Genomic DNA, 19,183 nt, shown 5'->3' on the forward strand with positions numbered 1-19,183 from the left:
AAAAAGGTTGTGCCAGCGTTTTGACACAACCTCTCGCTTTTTATTTTTCATTTCCGAATTTACACATGAAAGTAATCTTATCCGTTCCTCCCCACAATACAGACTTCTACTTGCAGATACCGCTCAGCCCTTCTCTCACAATATCCGCCAATATCGGCTTCGCTCCACTCACAAAGCATTCCACTGCAATCACCATCAGAATCAATCCCATCAAACGCATCATCACATTATTTCCGGTCTCTCCCAGTACTTTCACCAGTCGGGTGGAAGCACGGAGAATGAAGAACGTCAGCAGATAAATCAAGGCGATTGTTCCGATCAATATACCTTTCATTGCATAAGTATGAGAATCCTGCATCAAAACGATGGCGTTAGCGATAGCCCCGGGACCACACAACATCGGAATTCCAAGAGGAGTAATGGAGATGTCATCGGCATAGGTTTTAATCTCTTCGTCTTTAAGTTTCATCGGAGTATACCGTGCCTGAAGCATATCAAAACCAATCTTAAAGATAATTACTCCACCGGCAATACGGAAACCATTGGTAGAGATACCGAAGAATTTGAAAAGGAACTGCCCGGCAAAGACAAACACCATCAACGTTATAAACGACACGATGGTGGCACGGCGCACAATAGCCTGCCGCTCCTTATCTGTCATTCCGTGTGTCATGGTCAGAAAGACCGGCATTGTCCCCAAAGGATTGGTCAGCGTAAAGAACGAAGTAAAACAAAGTAAGGCAAATGGCAGAAGCGTACTATCCATGATGTTATCGTATTTTATACATTTATTAAATACAACAAAAATACGACTTAATCCATAAAACCTACAATAAATTCATTAATTCTTTCAGTGAATGGATATGATAGGTAGGTTGAAAAGGAAAAGCGGTTCGTTCCGTCACATCATAGAAAGCCTGATGCATCCCTACCCCATGCGCTCCGGTAATATCGGCTTCCCAACTGTCACCGATCATTAACGATTCGCGTAACTCGGACTGGGTGGCAGATAAAGCAAAATAAAAGATTTCGGGCCAAGGCTTCAATATGCCGAGGTCCTCCGAAAGAATGATCTTCTTAAAATAACGATCTACTCCTGCCGAACGCATCTTGCGCGACTGCAGTTCGCGGAAACCATTGGAAAGGATATACAGATTATACTGCGGCGCAAGATACTCCAACACTTCTTTGGCATGGGGCATCAGACCGCTTTTGGTAGGAATAATGGCAAAGAAATCTTCCGAGAAACGTTCTGCCAAAGCCTCATCCTCCACTCCTACTGCCTGTAAGGGATAAAAGAAACGCTGGCGGTTCAGTTCCTCCTTTGTCACCTTTCCCTTTCCATATTCAAGCCAGAGTTCGGTATTGCGTCGTTGATACAGTGTATAATAATGATCGAATGAATCAAAATAGCGGTCAAATGAATATTTCTGATATACTTCTTCAAAGGTGTCGCGTGCATTTCGTGAGAAAGCCCAGATGGTGTCATCCAGGTCAAAAAAGAGATTTTTATATTTCATTGGCTCCGTAATATATATAATATGAGAAATAAAAAAGCCAATGTGCTAATTTCTTGAATTCAGGAATCAGCACATTGGCAATTCTAACCAGGTATGTCTACCTTATTTTACCTGAATAACCAAGTATCTGGATACGCTCCAGAATTCGGCAGGATTAGTAATTTTCAAAGTCAGCTGACCTTTGTCATCTTTCACCAGTTCATAAGAACCTGTCGGATGAGTAGTCAACAACTCAGCACGTTTGGAGTACAACTTGATTTCTTTTGTTGTACGGATATCGATCTGAGTAAAATAATCCTTGTTGAAATCAGCGCTCTTCAGCACGTCACCGCTCTGAAGAATCTTCTGGGCTTTCAACTCTGATTTTGTTCCGAATACGAACCATGCGGCATTCAGACTCTTATCCTGTTCGGCAACGGTTTTAGCTTTCGCTTCGTTTTCGGCAGCCAAAGATTCTTTGGCAGCAGACAGGTCGCTGACAGCTGCATCCAGTTCCTGGATACGAATGTTCTTAGACGCCAGTTCAGTCTGAAGTTCTTCGATACGTTGTTGTTTAGCTTTCAATTCAGCAGTCAGAGCTTCTACAGCTTTCTTCATCTGAGTAGAGTTATACTTGCTGTTTTTCAGCTGAGCTTCCAGTTTTGCAATCTGAGCTTTGTTTTCTTCCATTTGCTTGGAGATGAATTCGATATCAGAAGCAATCTGTTGCTTGGCACTGGCTGAATTTTCGGTAATAGTACCACGCTGCAAGTCCACACGGCTTTCGGCAGCATTGATCTTACGGAATCCTTCCTGCACTTCATTGAAAGTTCCCATCATATCATCCAATTCAGCGTTACGCTGTGTCAATTCCATTAAAAGAGAGTCATTTTCAGCCTTAAGGTCTTTGCTTCCACCTTTAAAGTCACACGAAGCCAACATGGCTGCGCACATAAATAAAACTGCTAACTTTTTCATACGTTTACGTTTTACGTTTTTAAATGAAGTTATTTTAATCGTCTATTCCTGCTAATACTATCACAATCTCGCCCCGGGGCTCGGTAGCGGTAAAGTGTTCTATCAATTCCGCCAAACTTCCCCGAACGGTTTCTTCGTGGAGTTTGGAAATTTCGCGAGACACGGTTGCCTGACGTTCAGTGCCGAAATATTCGGCAAACTGTGTCAACGTTTTCAACAAGCGGTGAGGCGATTCATAAAACACCATCGTACGATGTTCTTCTGCCAATGCCTTCAGTCGTGTCTGTCGTCCTTTCTTCTGAGGGAGGAACCCTTCGAAGCAGAACTTTTCATTCGGCAGTCCCGATGCTACCAGTGCCGGAACAAAAGCTGTCGCTCCCGGCAAACATTGCACTTCGATACCGTTGCGCACACATTCGCGGACTACCAAAAATCCCGGATCAGAAATCCCGGGTGTTCCGGCATCCGAAATCAATGCCACGGTTTCACCTGCCTTTATTCTATTAACAACACTTTCCACCGTTTTATGTTCATTAAATTTATGGTGAGATTGCATTGCGTTCTTTATTTCAAAGTGTTTCAGCAAAATACCGGAAGTACGTGTGTCCTCTGCCAAAATCAGATCGACCTCTTTCAGCACCTTGATTGCCCGAAAGGTCATGTCCTCCAGATTTCCTACCGGCGTAGGTACTACATATAACTTTCCCATAAACTTTTATGCTGATTGATTAAAATACTTTTTTAGCAACTCCAGAAAGTCGGTCATCGCCTCATTCTCTTCGTTTACGCTGACTTTCGAGGCAAGAAATGCCACGGCAGTCTTATAAGAACTCATGACTGATATCTGCTCGATAACACGGTTCATCAGTTCAGGGTCTCCGCCGAATATCTCACGTGAGAAACGGAAAGAATCATTCAGGCTGATGGAATGACGTAATCCGGCAGCCATCTTTATGCTTTCGCCCAATACGGCAGCTTTCGGCTCCTCTATCAGAAGCGATTCGTCGTCTTCCAACTCATCTTCCACTTCTTTCTCTTCCATTTCGTCTTCGACAACAGGTTCCTCAATTACTGTTTCTTCCACAACAGCCTGCGGTTCCTGTACTATCACAGGTTCATCTTCTCCCAGCGCTGTCGCTTCATTCTCTTCCACGACCTTCTCTTCTATTACCGGATATTCAATTCCCTCTATTACAGGAGCTTGTTCTTCAACAATGGGGACTTCACTTTCCACTTCCGCTATAGCGGAAGGCGAATCTTCCACCGGGACAGCTTCTATCTCTTCCGACAACTGCTCCAAACGATCCTGCATACGCAGGATGCTCCGCTTCAACAGTTCAGACAAAGTCTGAGTCGGCTCTTTAGAAAACGTATCCATGAGGAACTTCAGCTCATGAACATCCAGCTCAATATCTGTTAATAGCTTCTGTTTCATTTCCATCCATTGTTATTATGGTGCGAATGTAGGAATAATTTATGCAATAACTTAAAATAATGGATAATTTAACAGTTCTTGTACATCGAATTGTTTACCTTTGTCCATTCATTTATTAAATCAAGAAAGCACAAAAATCACATGGTATTATTTTCAGAAGACCACATACAAGAGACCAGAAGAAGAGGTAGAATAGAGGTAATCTGCGGTTCAATGTTCTCCGGAAAGACGGAAGAATTGATTCGTAGAATGAAGAGAGCCAAATTCGCACGCCAGCGCGTAGAGATATTCAAACCGGCTATCGACACTCGTTACTCAGAAGAAGACGTAGTATCGCATGACAGCCATTCTATCGCATCTACCCCTATCGATTCATCGGCAAGCATCTTGCTGTTTACTTCTGAAATAGATGTGGTAGGCATTGACGAAGCTCAGTTCTTTGACGACGGACTGATTGACGTATGCCGGCAGCTTGCCAATAACGGCATCCGTGTCATTATTGCCGGACTGGATATGGACTTCAAAGGGAATCCCTTCGGACCGATGCCGCAATTATGCGCTATTGCCGACGAAGTCTCCAAAGTTCATGCTATCTGCGTGAAGTGCGGTGACCTGGCATCTTTCTCTCATCGTACCGTCAAGAATGACAAGCAGGTACTTTTAGGAGAGACAGCCGAATACGAGCCGCTTTGCAGGGAGTGCTACCTCCGTGCACGGGGAGAGGACGGACAACAGATATAAACTCTATTTAAAACATATATGGAAAGAAAGAAGATAACATTCGACAGTTTTATACGTGGTTCCATCGGATGTGTACTGGTGGTAGGGATATTAATGCTTGTGGAACGGCTCAGCGGAGTGTTATTACCTTTCTTTATAGCTTGGCTGATTGCCTACATGGTTTACCCGTTAGTCAAGTTTTTCCAGTATAAGCTACGGTTGAAAAGCCGCATTGCTTCTATCTTCTGTGCCTTGTTTCTGATCACTATTATTGGAGTATCCCTCTTCTATCTGCTGGTTCCTCCCATGATTTCGGAAATAGGCAGAATGAATGACTTATTGGTGACTTACCTCACCAATGGAGCCGGGAATAATGTACCTAAGAATCTTTCTGAATTCATTCATGAGAATATTGACCTTCAGGCGCTCAACCGTATATTAAGCGAAGAGAATATTCTTGCAGCCATCAAAGATACAGTGCCCAGAGTGTGGGCCCTGCTTGCGGAGTCGCTCAATATCCTGTTCAGCATTCTCGCCTCATTTATCATATTATTATATGTAATCTTTATATTGCTGGATTATGAAGTCATAGCCGAAGGATGGCTACATCTGCTGCCCAACAAGTATCGTACCTTCGCATCCAACCTCGTTCATGATGTACAGGACGGTATGAACCGATATTTCCGTGGGCAGGCATTGGTTGCCTTTTGCGTGGGTATTCTTTTCAGCATAGGTTTCCTTATTATCGATTTTCCGATGGCCATCGCCTTGGGACTTTTCATCGGAGCGCTTAATATGGTTCCCTATTTACAGATCATCGGTTTTCTTCCTACTGTTTTATTAGCGATTCTTAAAGCTGCCGATACGGGAGAAAATTTTTGGATTATCATTGCATGTGCACTGGCAGTCTTTGCTATCGTTCAAATTATACAGGATACCTTCCTCGTCCCCAAAATCATGGGAAAGATTACGGGGCTGAATCCTGCCATCATCCTTTTATCCCTTTCTATCTGGGGTTCATTAATGGGAATGCTAGGCATGATCATTGCCTTGCCTTTGACCACCTTGATGCTTTCCTACTATCAACGCTTTATTATCAACAAAGAAAAGATAAAATATGATGAAGTAGAAATCACTGATAATCAAGAAACAAGCGACAAAGAGGGAAAATAGTTGAAACTTTTTTCTACGAAACACTTGCAAATTAAATAAAAGTAACTACCTTTGCACCCGCAATCAGGAAATAACTGATTTGCAAATAAGGATTGATTCGCTAGCTCAGCAGGTAGAGCACAACACTTTTAATGTTGGGGTCCTGGGTTCGAGCCCCAGGCGGATCACTGAAAATCAAAAGAGTAATTCAAGAAAATTCCCTGATAATCAAACATTATCAGGGATTTCTTTTTTGGGCAGATAGCAAGAAACATCTGTTTCAAGTATATTATTACTTTTTCTGAAACTTGAAGGACTACATCCCTTGTATTTCTTAAAAAATTTACTCAAATGGCTTTCATCAGTAAATCCTAGTTCCTCGGCAATCTCATTTATTCTCATTTGACTATGTAACAATCTGCTTTCGACCAATTTTAGTTTATAACTTAATATGTATTGCTGCATTGTTTCGTTAGTGTGCTTTTTTATATAACGTCCCAAGTAGCTTTCAGATATACCGAAGTGCTGACTGATTTCTTTTGCTCTAATTTTACCTGTTTGATAGATATTTGCTTGGATATATTGAAGAATATCGAGAGACTTATCATCTGAACATTCATCGACTTGTTGAGGTAGAAACATAGCTATATTTCTTGCCACAACAATAATTATAGTATTTATCAACTGCGTGATAATCTCTTTACTGTACAAATTCCTATTAACATACTCCCGAATAATAGCTTCAATCATTGGTTTCACTAATAACTTATCCACTTTATTTCTAAGGATGCAACCCGGTTGATGATTTGCATGTTGCAAAATAAATTCTAATCTCTGGATATTCTCTGAACCCAATATAGCTGAATGTATATAGATATCATTAAACTTGATGTTAATGAATTTTGTAGTTGTGTGAATCTCAAAGGAATGAGAATCATTTGGAGTTATCAAGAACAAATGTCCATCATGATATGGGAACATATTATTGTTAATCCATTGAATACCTGTTCCTGTTAAGATGTAGACTAGTTCAAAAAAAGTATGCTCATGCTCAGTTAATAACGATTCATTATGCTCGTTAAAGCTGATCTCAAATGGTTGATGAAGATTTTCTTTTTTCATACTTCAAATATAACACATAAAGCAGAATTATACCAATATAACAAAAACATATACCTATAATTGAAACAAAATAGGTATAACTTTGCCACAAATCAAAATTAGATTACTTATGAACTTTTTAGAACTATCAAAACAACGTTATTCAGCAAGAAACAGAAAAGATATAACCGAAATAGTTTCAATCTTATAAACGTAACAATTATGAAAACAGAAATGGAAAAATGTCTGGCTGGTGAATGGTATGATTGTCATAACCAAGTTTTCTTGGATTTAAAGACCCGAACACATAAGTTATTAATGAAATATAATTCATTACCTTATGAGGATAAAGAAGAAAAACACAGCTTGCTAAAAAAGATGCTAGGTAGTATCGGAATGAAAGTTTCGGTTGCCAGTCCATTTATTTGTGATTATGGCTGCAATATACATATAGGGGATAATGTTACTGTAAATACTGGTTGTACCTTTGTGGATTGTAATAAAATCACTATCGGAAGTAATGTTCTTATTGCCCCTAATGTTCAGCTTTATACAGCAACTCACCCTATTGATTTAGATGAACGGCTAGCGCCTGTTGAAACAGAAGATGGAATAAAACGAGTTCGCCGCACTTACGCTTTGCCTATTACAATTGAAGATGGATGCTGGATTGGTGGAGGTGTAATAATCCTTCCCGGAATAACAATTGGGTACGGTAGTGTAATTGGAGCAGGTAGTGTTGTTACAAAAGATATTCCGGCAAATAGTTTAGCCGTTGGAAATCCATGTAAAGTGATACGTCAAATCAATCAAACTAAGAAACTATGATAAAATTGGTCGCTTTTGATTTAGATGGTACAATTGCCGATACAATCCCAATGTGTATCGAAGCCTTTAAGCAGGCAGTATCTCCCTATGCATCAAAAATATTGTCAGAAGATGATATTGTGAAAACATTCGGACTTAATGAAGAGGGAATGATTAAAGAGGTCGTTTCAGAAGATTGGGAAAAAGCTCTGATTGATTTTTATGTGAAATACAAAGAAATGCACACAGTCTACATTCAACCATTTGCAGGGATAAGAGAATTGATAACAGAATTGAAGAAGAACTCAATTATTGTATCTTTAATAACAGGTAAAGGTCAAAGGAGTTGTGATATTACGCTTCACCATTTTGAAATGGAAGCTCTTTTTGATAGTATTTCAATCGGATCGCCAGATAGAAACACAAAAGCGGAATCAATGACGGAACTAATGTCAAAATATAATATCCAACCAGCAGAAATGGTATATGTTGGAGATGAATTTTCCGATATTACGGCTTGTAGTAAAGTTGGAATACAATGCTTGTCTGCTGCATGGATAGCCTCACTCTCAAAAATGAAGAAATTAGAAAAGGAGAATCAAGGATATGTGTTTAGTTCTATCAAATCACTTCATTCTTTTCTAAAGAAAGAAGCCAATTTAGTTTAGATTCATAATTGTAGATTGATTTTAGTATTTTCTGGCATAATGGATATTTATTGGTAATATAAAAGTATGAAATCAGACATTAAATCTTTCTATATAATACTTACCATTAAAATTATGCTTATGAATGTATTGTGTAAGCCCCCGATAAAGTACCCGTATAAATATAGAATCGCTATATAAATCGAATAAGTTTATAGCGATTCTCTGTTTATAATATGCTTTTCATTAGAGTATTGTTAGAGTTCTTTGGAGTTTCTCAGTTTTCAGTAATTGGGTAGCAACTCTTTTAGGTCTTTTCCCTTATCCCTTGTGTAATATGGCAACCTGGCAATTATATCGGTAAGCCATTCTCTGGGGTTAACTTGAGATGCTTTGCATGATGCCAATAATGAACAGATGACAGCTGTGTTTTCCGCCGCCTCATGATTTCCACAAAACAAGAAGTTTTTTCTCAATAAAGCTATTAGCCCTGAGAAGAAAGAACTATTTATTCTGTGGAAATGATGATGCGGCAGAGAATGCTGCGGTAATCTATGCTTTTATGGGCTGTTGCAAAGTAGGAGAAGTTAACTTCAGAAATTGGCTTGTATATGTCCTGAAGAATATACATACTTATGACAAAGATTACAGCAAAGATTTAGCAGAACTCTTGCCTCGCAACTGAAAATCCGAAAACTCCCAAAAACTCTAAATCTTCTCTGAATGTTTTGCGAGTTTTTAATGATAGATAGAAAAAACTTGCAAAAGTAAAAAACAAATTATTCAAAAAAAAGAGTTTATTTTCCCCCAAAAAGCCAAAGAGGACAATGTGTAATTTTTAAAGATCACTTTAAAATAAATGAAGGGGCAGCTGAGAGTCAATTTTCCACATTACCAACTAATTCGTGCATATTTGAAGAAAACGGAACAGAAAATGGTGTTTTAAAGTTCAAAATATGTATTTTTGCAAGCGCCTTCACCTATTAATATAGGTCAACAAAAAGCAAAAACATTTATTATTCTACTATAACATAGTTATATTGAAATAATGAATCAGAAAGACAGTTCTTTCGCATCTACCTAGGAATAAAGCAGTTAAAGTATTTTGTGACGGAATTTTTTATTAATATGATAACTAAATATCACGCGAAGTATTACGCAAACTTGCTTACACAAAAAGCTGTGGGCGGTGAACTATCTTCAATCTCGCAATCACTAATGAGTGCGTCTGTTGACATCAATCCACATCAGATTGATGCAGCTCTTTTTGCATTCAAATCACCGCTATCCAAAGGTATCGTTTTAGCTGATGAAGTCGGTTTAGGAAAGACTATCGAAGCAGGTTTGGTCATTTGCCAATATTGGGCTATAGGCAAACGAAAGATTATAATTGTTTGTCCTGCTGCATTGAGAAAACAATGGAGTACAGAATTGATAGATAAATTTGGCATTGACAATATTATCCTTGACACTAAGAACTATAATGAAGCCATCAAGAACGGCAGATCTCCATATTTAAAGAATAAGGCAATTATTTGTTCCTATAATTTTGTGGCTCGTAAAAAGGATGAAATATTGATGCATGGTTTCGATATATCAATCATTGATGAAGCTCACAAACTAAGAAATGTTTATCGCCAATCAAGCAAAACATCTCATGCAGTTCGTGATGCTCTCACAACAACAAAGAAGTTGTTGCTTACAGCTACCCCCTTCCAAAACTCTTTACTGGAGCTTTATGGCTTGACAAGCATAATTGATGATCATATTTTTGGTAGCGAGAAATCATTTAGAAGTGAATACGGTTCTGGAGAAAATAATGCCGACCTTCGTGCACGATTGTCTACGATGTATAAACGTACATTAAGACGTGATGTAAAAGAATATATCAATTATACAAATAGATTACCACTGACACAGAAGTTCGACTCAACTGATGCTGAATATGAGCTATATCAAGCTATTTCTGATTTTCTCAGAAGAAACGATATATACTCAGTTCCTGCACAGCAGAAGAAATTGACTACAATGATAATCCGTAAGATATTGGCTTCTTCAACTTTTGCTCTTATAAGTACATTGACTAATATAAAATCACGTCTCGAAAAGATGCTCGAAACGGCATCTATGCTCTTATTTACAGCAGAGGATTTGATAGACGATGATGAAGAAATAGATTTGTATGTTGATGATAACGAAGATATATCAGCCGAGGAAGAGAATGCGATTGACATTGATAAACTAAAGGCTGAGATTGAGCTGTTGCAAACATTTATCAACAAAGCCAAACAGATAAAGCAAGATTCCAAATCAGAAGCTCTTCTTCAAGCATTGGATAAATCATTTGAGATGCAAGCCAAAGAGGGTGCTTCACGAAAGGCATTGATATTTACCGAATCAACAAAGACACAGGCATATCTGAAAGAATATCTTGAAGCTAATGGCTACGAAGGTAAAATCGTATTGTTCAATGGTCGGGGTTCTGACCCTAAAACAACACAAATATATAAAAACTGGTACGAAGCTAATCCTTCAAAAGTTAGTGGCATCAAATCTGCTGACCGAAGAATGGCATTAGTAGATTATTTTAGAGAATCGGCAGATATTATGATTGCAACAGAGGCTGCTGGCGAAGGTCTTAATCTTCAGTTCTGTTCTCTTGTTGTAAACTACGATTTACCGTGGAATCCTCAAAGAATTGAACAGCGCATTGGTCGTTGCCACCGTTATGGTCAAAAACATGATGTTGTTGTTGTCAACTTCGTAAATATCAGGAATTACGCAGATGTGCGTGTATTCAATATCCTTAACGAGAAATTCAATCTTTTTGATGATATATTCGGCGCTTCTGATGAAATTCTTGGTAAGGCAGACGCTATCGACTTTGAAACTCGCATTTGGGAAATCTATCAGCAATGTAGAACTGAAGAAGAAATCAATGAAGCGTTCGATCGTCTTCAAACTGACATGCAGGTTGAGATAGACGAACGCATGAAAGATACTCGCCATCAAATTTTAGAAAACTTTGATATTGATGTGCAAGAACATCTTCGTGTAGCAAAAGATGAAGCAAGTACTTTCTTAAATAGATATGAACATATTCTTTGGGAATTAACAAAGTATGTGCTTGATGGCAAAGCTAAATTCGATGATAAACAACATTCTTTCGTTCTCAAAAAGTCAGTTGCGAATTGCGCATGTGGTAAATATGATCTACTATCACAACTGCAAGATGGCGCTCCGTATCGACTTTCTCACCCTTTAACTCAATATGTCCTCGACAAAGCTATGATTTTAGATACAGACAACTGCAACAGTGAAATCATATTCAACAATAAAGACACTGGTATAAACGTAGTACTGCCTGAATATCTTAGATGTCAATCAGGCTATTTAGTCTTATCAAGACTTCAAATTTCATCATTTGAAGACGAACAATATTGCTTGTTTACTGCATTCACTGAGGATGGCAAGTTCTTAACACAAGAAGAAGCCGAAAAACTATTCCTCTGTGGTGGAATTGAAAAGATAAATACCCAAATATCCGATACCATTGTTTCTCGACTGAATGCAAATTCAAAACAACACATCATAACAACAATAAATAATGTGGATAGCAGAAACCTTTCATTTTTCAAAGAAGAAGAAGACAGAATCTATCGTTGGGAACGTGATGTAATTGATGGTATTGAGCAAGAGCTTGATATAGTAAAACGTAATATACGTGAGACAGAAAGACTTGCTCGTCAAGCTGAAAATATAGAAGAACGTATCAGTCTTGAAGCTAAAGCAGAGGATCTGCGCCGCCAGAAGCGTAGAAAGCGCAATGAACTTGAAAACAGGGAAGATGAAATATCTGTTCGTAGAAAAGAGCTCGTTGCTGAACTTGAGAGAAAAATGATTCAAACAACTTCCTCAGACAATCTATTTATTGTCCGCTGGAGTACTAACTAATTAATAAACAACATAATGAATGAATATCAGAAGCGCTTCGTCGCATTATTGAAAACCATATTTGAGTTAGATAAGTCTGACCTTGATTTCGGTATTTACAGAATCATCAATATTCGTCAACGTGAGATTGTTGATTACTTCGAGAATCGTCTACCCAAGAAAATACAAGAGATTCTCGCCCCATTTGCAAATGAAAAGACTGATGAAATCAAACAAAAGTTGGCTAAGATAGAATCTGATGTTGAATCAATGGGTATGACTATTGATGCTCTTCAAGACAATACTCCCAAAAGCAAGAATATATTGCTTTGCAGAAACAATTATCTCAAGGCTCAGATATGTCAGCACTCGAAAGCGACGTTTATTCTGCACTATATTCATTCTTTAATCGTTACTACGACGAAGGAGATTTTATCTCTAAACGGCGTTATAAAGAAGGTGTCTATGCCATTCCATATGAAGGTGAAGAAGTAAAACTGTATTGGGCTAACCAAGACCAGTATTACATCAAGACTGCTGAAAACTTTAAGGATTATTCATTTGTTACAAAGGAGGGGATAAATGTTCATTTTCGGTTGGTTGATGCTACAATCGAGCAGAACAATAATAAGGAAACTGACGATTCTAAACGTGTGTTCATGCTGTATACAGAAAATGATGAGCGGCCTGAATTGAAGACATTCGAATGGAATGCTGAATCAAAGGAACTTATCATTCGCTTTATCTTTGACATACCTGCAGACAAAAAGAAGAACTATGTTGATGATAACTATGCAAAAATTCGTGAATATATTATTGGTGTACCTGAATTGATGATGCCATTGATGTACCAAACATCAACAGACCCAAAGAAACCTGTAACTTTGATTCAGAAACATCTTAACGGATATGTAGCAAAGAACACATTCGATTATTTCATCCATAAGGATTTAGGTGGATTCCTCACACGTGAACTTGATTTCTTTATCAAGAACGAAGTGATGCATCTCGATGACCTTGACACAGATAACGAAGTACATGCAGAAAGTTATCTTGCAAAGGTGCGTGCGGTAAAACGTATCGGTAAAGAGATAATCACATTCTTGGCACAAATAGAAAATTTCCAGCGCAAACTTTGGCTGAAGAAGAAGTTTGTGGTGGAAACGAATTGGTGCATTACACTTGACCATATTGATAAATCTTTTTATCCAGAGATTATTGCTAATAAGACACAGATTCAAGAGTGGATTGATATGTATGCTATTGATGAAATCAAAGGAGATCTAAATACAACAGCATTCACAAATCCTCCGAGCATAGATTTTTTGAAGGAGAATCAGAACTTAATTGTTGATACAAAGAATTTCCCTACCACATTCCGTGACCGTTTAATTGCATCTATTGACAATATTGACGAAAATACCAATGGTTTGATGATTAACAGCGAGAATTATCATGCTCTTAATCTTTTATCTATTAGGTATAATGAATCTGTTGACTGCTGCTACTTTGACCCACCATATAATACATCTGAAGGAACATTCATTTATAAAAATGGGTATAAAGAATCGTCATGGGCTACTATGATGCTTGATAGATTAAATGTATCAAATAGGCTAATGAAGTCTTCAGCAATTCAGTGCACTGCTATTGACGATTTTGAACATTCTCTTTTGGAATACGTATCTGATACTATTTTCGGTCGAAACAATAGATTAGGCAATTTAGCCATAGAGATAAAACCATCTGGTAGAACTAATGATTATTTCCTAGCTACAAGTCACGAATACATAAATTTTTATGCAAAAACATACTCAGAGGCGGCTATTTGCTTTTTCCCTCTTTCAGAAGAGCAGAAATCATTGTATTCGGAAGATTCTGATTTAGGTGCACATAAATGGAGAGATTTTATGAGAACAGGGGGCTATTCAACCCCTGAAGAAAGGCCTAATTCATTTTATCCTATATTTTATAGCGAAGAAACTGGCGATATATGTCTTAATGAGAAGCCAAATTACATCAAAATTTTGCCTGTTGATTCCGAAGGAAAGTATAGAGTTTGGCGAAAGACACAACCTTCATTATTAACTCATCTTGCAAATAATGAAATTAGAATTGTAAAGAGAGCAAATAATGTATATAAGGTTCAAATAATTGACAGAATAAAAGAGGGGGTTAGACCTAAGAGTATGTGGGTAGGAAGCAAATACGATGCTTCTTCGCATGGGACTAAATATATCAAATCTCTATTTGGCGAGTCTGCTCTATTTTCTTTCCCAAAATCTGTACATGCAGTAAGAGATACCTTGTTTACAGTAGTCGGAGAATCTCCTGATAGTTTAGTTCTCGATATTTTTGGAGGTTCAGGTACAACAGGAGATGCCGTAATACAATTAAATCGTGAAGATAATGGAGATAGAAAATATATATTGGTAGAAATGGGCGAATACTTTAATTCTGTGACTCTACCTCGAATAAAAAAAATAATATATAGCACAGAATGGAAGAACGGCAAACCTTCAAATATAACAAGTGGTATACCACAAATAATAAAATACATGCGTCTTGAAAGTTACGAAGATGCACTTTCAAACATTACTCTTGAAGAGAAAGACTCATTCTTCGGATCCAACTTAGGAGATGAATACCTAATAGGCTATATGCTTGATATGGAAGCAAAAGGCAGTTTGCTAAATCTTGACGCTTTCATCTCCCCATTCGAGTACAACATGAAGATTACAGAGAAGAACGAATGTAAAGAAAGACGAGTTGATGTCGTTGAAACCTTCAATTACCTTATTGGTCTTTCTGTCCATAGTCAATCTTCAATCTCCTACTTCTCAACCAAAGAAGCTGTTAATCCTCCATATGAGGGTGCAGTTGATTTGCAAAAAGACCTTAATGGAGTTTATGGATTCCGTCAAATCGAAGGAACATTACCAGATGGTCGTAAGGCTTTGATTATATGGCGTAACATTAATCAAGATAATATTCTAGCGAGCAATGCTGCACTAGATGCCTATTTCTCGAAATATCGCATCAATCCTGCCGACCGTGAGTTTGATGTGATATATATCAATGGGGATAACAACCTTGAGAATCTGCGTCTTGACGATGAGCAATGGAAAGTAGTGCTTATCGAAACAGAATTCAATAAACGAATGTGGGAGGAATAACGAAATATGGCAAAAAAGAAAAGTTCACCATCAGTCAGCTTTGAGACCTATTTGGTTTTATTCCGTTACTTTCTTGGTGAGATAGGCACTACCGAACTGAAAAGTTTGGGTAACAAGCTCAACAACGTTGAATATGAAGGATTGGATGAAAATGGCAATACTCATTTTCATCATTACATAGCTCAGATAGCAAAGATGAAACATTGTAGTATCACAACCGATAAGTTGCGAGAATACGATGAGAGAATCTGTCGATATACAAAAGAAATTGGAGAGAAACGTGGTGGTATCAGTTTGAAGTATTTCCAATACATCTCGCTGCTATTTACTGAGATGTATCTCGACAACTACTTTGCAGACAGATCAGCCTTCTGCAAGTCGCTTAACGAATTCATTGATAGCGAAAACGCAAGAACACTTGGTGCTCTTACGATGGAACCATATACCATTAACTCAATGAACAAGTTAGCGTATATGTGTGCTACAGGTAGTGGTAAGACACTTTTAATGCATATCAACATAAAGCAATTTATATTCTATTTAAAGCGTGCAAAACGAATAAACGGCAGTATCGCTATCAATAAAATTATAGTGCTTTCTCCAAATGAAGGAATGAGTAAACAACATTTAAGTGAGCTTACTCTCTCTGGAATTAAAGCAAATATCTTCAATAAAGATGGTGGCGGTATGTTTAACGGACAAAATGAAGGTGTTGCCATCATTGATATGAACAAACTAAAGGAAGAAGGCAAAGTGAAAACCGTATCGGTAGACAGCTTTGAACGCAATAACCTTGTTCTTGTGGATGAAGCCCATCGTGGCATGTCTTCAACAGATGGTGTTTGGTACGACTATCGTACACGATTAAGCGAAGAAGGTTTTGCCTTTGAGTACTCAGCTACATTCAAACAAGCACTGAATGCCACATCTTCAAAAAAGGAAGACAGGCAGATGGTAGCGGAATATGGCAAGTCTATAATAATGGACTACTCTTATAAATATTTCTATGGCGATGGCTATGGAAAAGATTATCGTATCTATAACCTCAGAGCAGGTATTGATGATCATCACCGTCATTTGTATTTGATAGGTTGTTTGCTTTCCTTCTTCCAACAAGTGAAGTACTCTATTGAAAAACGAACCGAACTGATTCCTTTCAATATAGAGAATCCATTATTAGTGTTTGTTGGAAACCGTGTAACGGCATCAACATCAAAAGATGAGTTGAGTGATGTTCAAGAAGTGCTATGTTTTATCGACAGATTTGTTCGTAACAAACAAGAAAGCATCCGTTGTATAGAACAAGTGAAGTCAGAAGAAACAGGTCTTGCCGATAAATATGGGCGTGATCTATTTTCACACGATTTCAATGCGCTAATAGATGTGTATGGCCAATTACCATCAGCGCAAGTGCTATATGAAGATATGCTTCATCTGATATTCAATACCGACACTGTTGCCGATGCTCCACGATTGCACATTGAAGCCATAAAGCAAGTGCAAGGTGAAATTGCAATGAAGATTGGCGAATATGGTGATTATTTTGGTGTGATAAACATTGGAGATACAGCTAATCTTATTAAGGCTTGTGAAGCAAAGGGAATAGTCAGCAGAAGCGAAGAATTCGTTTCTACTTCACTATTCAGTAGCATCAACGATAAAGAATCAAAGGTTAGAATACTTATCGGTTCACGAAAGTTTACCGAAGGATGGAACAGCTGGCGTGTGTCTACAATGGGATTGATAAATTTTGCCAAAGGTGAAGGTTCTCAGGCAATTCAGTTGTTTGGTCGTGGTGTTCGTTTGAAAGGATATAAAGGAATGCTAAAAAGGTCTACATGCCTTGACGATACCTCAGTAAAGCCTTTGCGATATATGAATTGCATAGAAACACTTACCATTTTCGGTGTGAAGGCGCAATATATGGAGGATTTCAAGAAATTCCTTGAACAGGAAGGCGCTCCTATCAATGATGATATTATTGAAGTGACTCTGCCAGTAGTCAATCGTTATGATGAAGTAAAGACAAAGAAACTCCGTGTCATAAAAGTAAAGGACGGAAAGAATTTCAAGAAGCAAGCACGACGTATGGTACTCGATGTACCCAAAGAAGACTTCATGCGATACCTTGTTCGTAGTAAGTCGGTACTAGATTGCCGAAGCAAGATTCAATCCATTGAATCATCAGGCTCATTAAAAATGAATATTCAGTTGATTGATACAAAATTTACGATTCCAGCATCAACACTTGCCTTGCTTGATTATTATCGCATTTTTGATGAGATTCAGCAATACAAGAATGAGAAGTCTTATTTCAATATCAGCATTGATAGAAACAAGCTGAAACCTATTCTTGAAACAGATGGTTGGTATGAACTAATTATTCCAGAAAAGCAACTTGAAATAGATTCAATTCGCAAAATTGAGTATGCCACAGATTATGCGATTATGGCATTAAAGTCTTATATGGACAAATTCTACAAATTCGAGCAAGAAAGATGGGAAGCACCATTGCTTGAATTCCAAGAAATATCGGCTACTGACAATAATTTTGTAGATGAATATACCTTCACTGTTACACCACAAAATAGCTTAGATACCACTGGTGAAGAATTGGATAAATTCATTGGAGATATAAAGTCTATTCTTGCAGATAATAATGGATTGAACGAATACGAAAAGAAGTTTGACTTCAACAAAAATCTGTGTCTGTTCGATTTCCGTTCTCACTTGTATGCACCATTGGTATGCTTGAAAAAGGGAAATACCAATATACAGATTACCCCTGTCAGTTTAAATGAAGATGAAAAGCTGTTTGTTGATTATCTGAAGGAATTTACAGAGAATAATGGTGATGTACTTGAAAACAAATCTCTTTATCTTCTAAGAAATAAAAGTAAGGTGGGCATGGGATTCTTTGTTGCAGGCAATTTCTATCCTGATTATATCTTATGGATAGACACACCTGAAAAGCAATATATCACATTTGTCGATCCGAAAGGTTTGCTTCGTATTATGCCTGATGACCCTAAGATTGAATTTTACAAAACAATCAAGGATTTGGAAAAGCAGTTAGCACCGACAGCAGGTGATAAGCAGATTGTTCTCAATTCATTTATTATGTCTGCAACAAAATCAGCAGATTTGCATGAATGGTGGCATTGGGATAAAACCACAAGAGAGGCACACAATGTCTATACTCTTGATGATGACCAATGTGTTATCAGTATGATAAATAAAATATGCTTTTTACAAAGTTAATATATAAATAGAAAACTATGAGAGAAATCTCGTAGTTTTCTATTTATACAATGTTACGGAATCCCCCCAGGCATTTCATTCTCACAGAACCGTACATAAAAATCTCCCTCATACTGTTATGTAAGGGAGTTTCTTCAATCAGCAATACCATCGACATTTTAGCTAAACAGTCTCCAACCGTGAATATCCAAAGGACGGGTTCCACCGGAAGGTTTAAGTACATCCACTAACTTTACAGCTTCAGGAAAAGAATTTCCCGAACTCATGCAGTCCCACAACTAGTGCAAGTTCTTTCCGAGATTACTCTCATACTCTTTCGTACTGACATTGTCGATATCCACACTGCCTTTGCTCTTTCTCACTTGCACCAAGACATTAATTATCAACCATTTGTCGATTGCAAACGATTTTGTGACTTGATATTGCATCATACTAATAACATAAAATTAGTTGTACAATACAAATACACCGAAC

The 19,183-nt window shown here is 37.9% G+C and carries 14 protein-coding genes, 1 tRNA gene and 2 pseudogenes; 10 read left to right on the top strand and 7 right to left on the bottom strand.

The window, feature by feature from the left end; translation table 11 throughout:
* Positions 1 to 106: 106 nt before the first annotated feature.
* The 5 genes from HMPREF2794_RS11500 to HMPREF2794_RS11520 all read right to left on the bottom strand — a co-directional run bounded on the left by HMPREF2794_RS11500 (position 107) and on the right by HMPREF2794_RS11520 (position 3,912).
* Positions 107 to 766 carry a MarC family protein gene (locus tag HMPREF2794_RS11500; RefSeq protein WP_010535335.1) on the bottom strand — a complete coding sequence of 220 codons (660 nt, stop codon included), beginning with the start codon at positions 764 to 766 and terminating at the stop codon, positions 107 to 109.
* A 61-nt stretch (positions 767 to 827) separates the two neighbouring features.
* Complete coding sequence (locus tag HMPREF2794_RS11505) at positions 828 to 1,520, bottom strand: YjjG family noncanonical pyrimidine nucleotidase (RefSeq protein WP_055270364.1); 693 nt, start codon at positions 1,518 to 1,520, stop codon at positions 828 to 830.
* A 102-nt stretch (positions 1,521 to 1,622) separates the two neighbouring features.
* Positions 1,623 to 2,477 carry a Cbp1 family collagen-binding glycoprotein adhesin gene (locus HMPREF2794_RS11510; protein ID WP_008763834.1) on the bottom strand — a complete coding sequence of 285 codons (855 nt, stop codon included), beginning with the start codon at positions 2,475 to 2,477 and terminating at the stop codon, positions 1,623 to 1,625.
* Positions 2,478 to 2,511: 34 nt separating this feature from the next.
* Positions 2,512 to 3,186, bottom strand: a complete 675-nt coding sequence (gene rsmI / locus HMPREF2794_RS11515) for a 16S rRNA (cytidine(1402)-2'-O)-methyltransferase (RefSeq protein ID WP_008763835.1) — start codon at positions 3,184 to 3,186, stop codon at positions 2,512 to 2,514.
* Between the two features lie 6 nt (positions 3,187 to 3,192).
* The gene (locus HMPREF2794_RS11520) at positions 3,193 to 3,912 is read right to left on the bottom strand and encodes a hypothetical protein (protein WP_070751569.1); all 720 of its coding nucleotides are present in this window, start codon (positions 3,910 to 3,912) and stop codon (positions 3,193 to 3,195) included.
* A gap of 141 nt (positions 3,913 to 4,053) precedes the next feature.
* Between HMPREF2794_RS11520 and HMPREF2794_RS11525 the strand changes: the two genes are divergently transcribed.
* The 3 genes from HMPREF2794_RS11525 (at position 4,054) to HMPREF2794_RS11535 (ending at position 5,972) form a co-directional block, all read left to right on the top strand.
* On the top strand, positions 4,054 to 4,653 hold the full coding sequence (locus tag HMPREF2794_RS11525) for a thymidine kinase (RefSeq protein ID WP_010535339.1): 600 nt from the start codon (positions 4,054 to 4,056) through the stop codon (positions 4,651 to 4,653).
* A gap of 18 nt (positions 4,654 to 4,671) precedes the next feature.
* Positions 4,672 to 5,805: an AI-2E family transporter gene (locus HMPREF2794_RS11530; protein ID WP_070751548.1), complete on the top strand. Its 1,134-nt coding sequence runs from the start codon at positions 4,672 to 4,674 to the stop codon at positions 5,803 to 5,805.
* A gap of 94 nt (positions 5,806 to 5,899) precedes the next feature.
* A tRNA-Lys gene (locus HMPREF2794_RS11535) sits at positions 5,900 to 5,972 on the top strand.
* Between the two features lie 40 nt (positions 5,973 to 6,012).
* Here HMPREF2794_RS11535 and HMPREF2794_RS11540 read toward each other — a convergent pair.
* Positions 6,013 to 6,906 carry a helix-turn-helix domain-containing protein gene (locus HMPREF2794_RS11540; protein ID WP_070751549.1) on the bottom strand — a complete coding sequence of 298 codons (894 nt, stop codon included), beginning with the start codon at positions 6,904 to 6,906 and terminating at the stop codon, positions 6,013 to 6,015.
* Positions 6,907 to 7,107: 201 nt separating this feature from the next.
* On the opposite strand from HMPREF2794_RS11540, the gene HMPREF2794_RS11545 reads away from it, so the two are divergent.
* Together HMPREF2794_RS11545 and HMPREF2794_RS11550 are read left to right on the top strand one after the other, a co-directional pair.
* Complete coding sequence (locus HMPREF2794_RS11545; RefSeq protein WP_007485298.1) at positions 7,108 to 7,713, top strand: sugar O-acetyltransferase; 606 nt, start codon at positions 7,108 to 7,110, stop codon at positions 7,711 to 7,713.
* On the top strand, positions 7,710 to 8,360 hold the full coding sequence (locus tag HMPREF2794_RS11550; protein ID WP_070751550.1) for an HAD family hydrolase: 651 nt from the start codon (positions 7,710 to 7,712) through the stop codon (positions 8,358 to 8,360). Before HMPREF2794_RS11545 ends, HMPREF2794_RS11550 begins: the two co-directional genes overlap by 4 nt.
* Before the next feature lie 263 nt (positions 8,361 to 8,623).
* Here the strand turns inward: HMPREF2794_RS11550 and HMPREF2794_RS27745 are convergent.
* Positions 8,624 to 8,824: pseudogene (locus tag HMPREF2794_RS27745) on the bottom strand (transposase domain-containing protein); the annotation flags it as partial.
* Positions 8,825 to 8,832: 8 nt separating this feature from the next.
* On the opposite strand from HMPREF2794_RS27745, the pseudogene HMPREF2794_RS29520 reads away from it, so the two are divergent.
* The 5 genes and pseudogenes from HMPREF2794_RS29520 to HMPREF2794_RS11565 form a co-directional block, all read left to right on the top strand.
* A pseudogene (locus HMPREF2794_RS29520) lies at positions 8,833 to 9,024 on the top strand (IS66 family transposase); the annotation flags it as partial.
* 443 nt (positions 9,025 to 9,467) lie between these two features.
* The gene (locus tag HMPREF2794_RS11555; protein ID WP_070751570.1) at positions 9,468 to 12,293 is read left to right on the top strand and encodes an SNF2-related protein; all 2,826 of its coding nucleotides are present in this window, start codon (positions 9,468 to 9,470) and stop codon (positions 12,291 to 12,293) included.
* Positions 12,294 to 12,308: 15 nt separating this feature from the next.
* Positions 12,309 to 12,767 carry a hypothetical protein gene (locus HMPREF2794_RS29525; RefSeq protein WP_246839605.1) on the top strand — a complete coding sequence of 153 codons (459 nt, stop codon included), beginning with the start codon at positions 12,309 to 12,311 and terminating at the stop codon, positions 12,765 to 12,767.
* A gap of 938 nt (positions 12,768 to 13,705) precedes the next feature.
* Complete coding sequence (locus HMPREF2794_RS29530) at positions 13,706 to 15,448, top strand: site-specific DNA-methyltransferase (RefSeq protein ID WP_246839606.1); 1,743 nt, start codon at positions 13,706 to 13,708, stop codon at positions 15,446 to 15,448.
* A 6-nt stretch (positions 15,449 to 15,454) separates the two neighbouring features.
* A complete protein-coding gene (locus HMPREF2794_RS11565; protein WP_070751551.1) occupies positions 15,455 to 18,709 on the top strand; it encodes a DEAD/DEAH box helicase family protein in 3,255 nt (1,084 codons plus the stop codon).
* Positions 18,710 to 19,183 lie beyond the last annotated feature (474 nt).

It is taken from the genome of Bacteroides sp. HMSC067B03 (assembly GCF_001811315.1).
GTDB classification, from domain to species: domain Bacteria; phylum Bacteroidota; class Bacteroidia; order Bacteroidales; family Bacteroidaceae; genus Bacteroides; species Bacteroides faecis.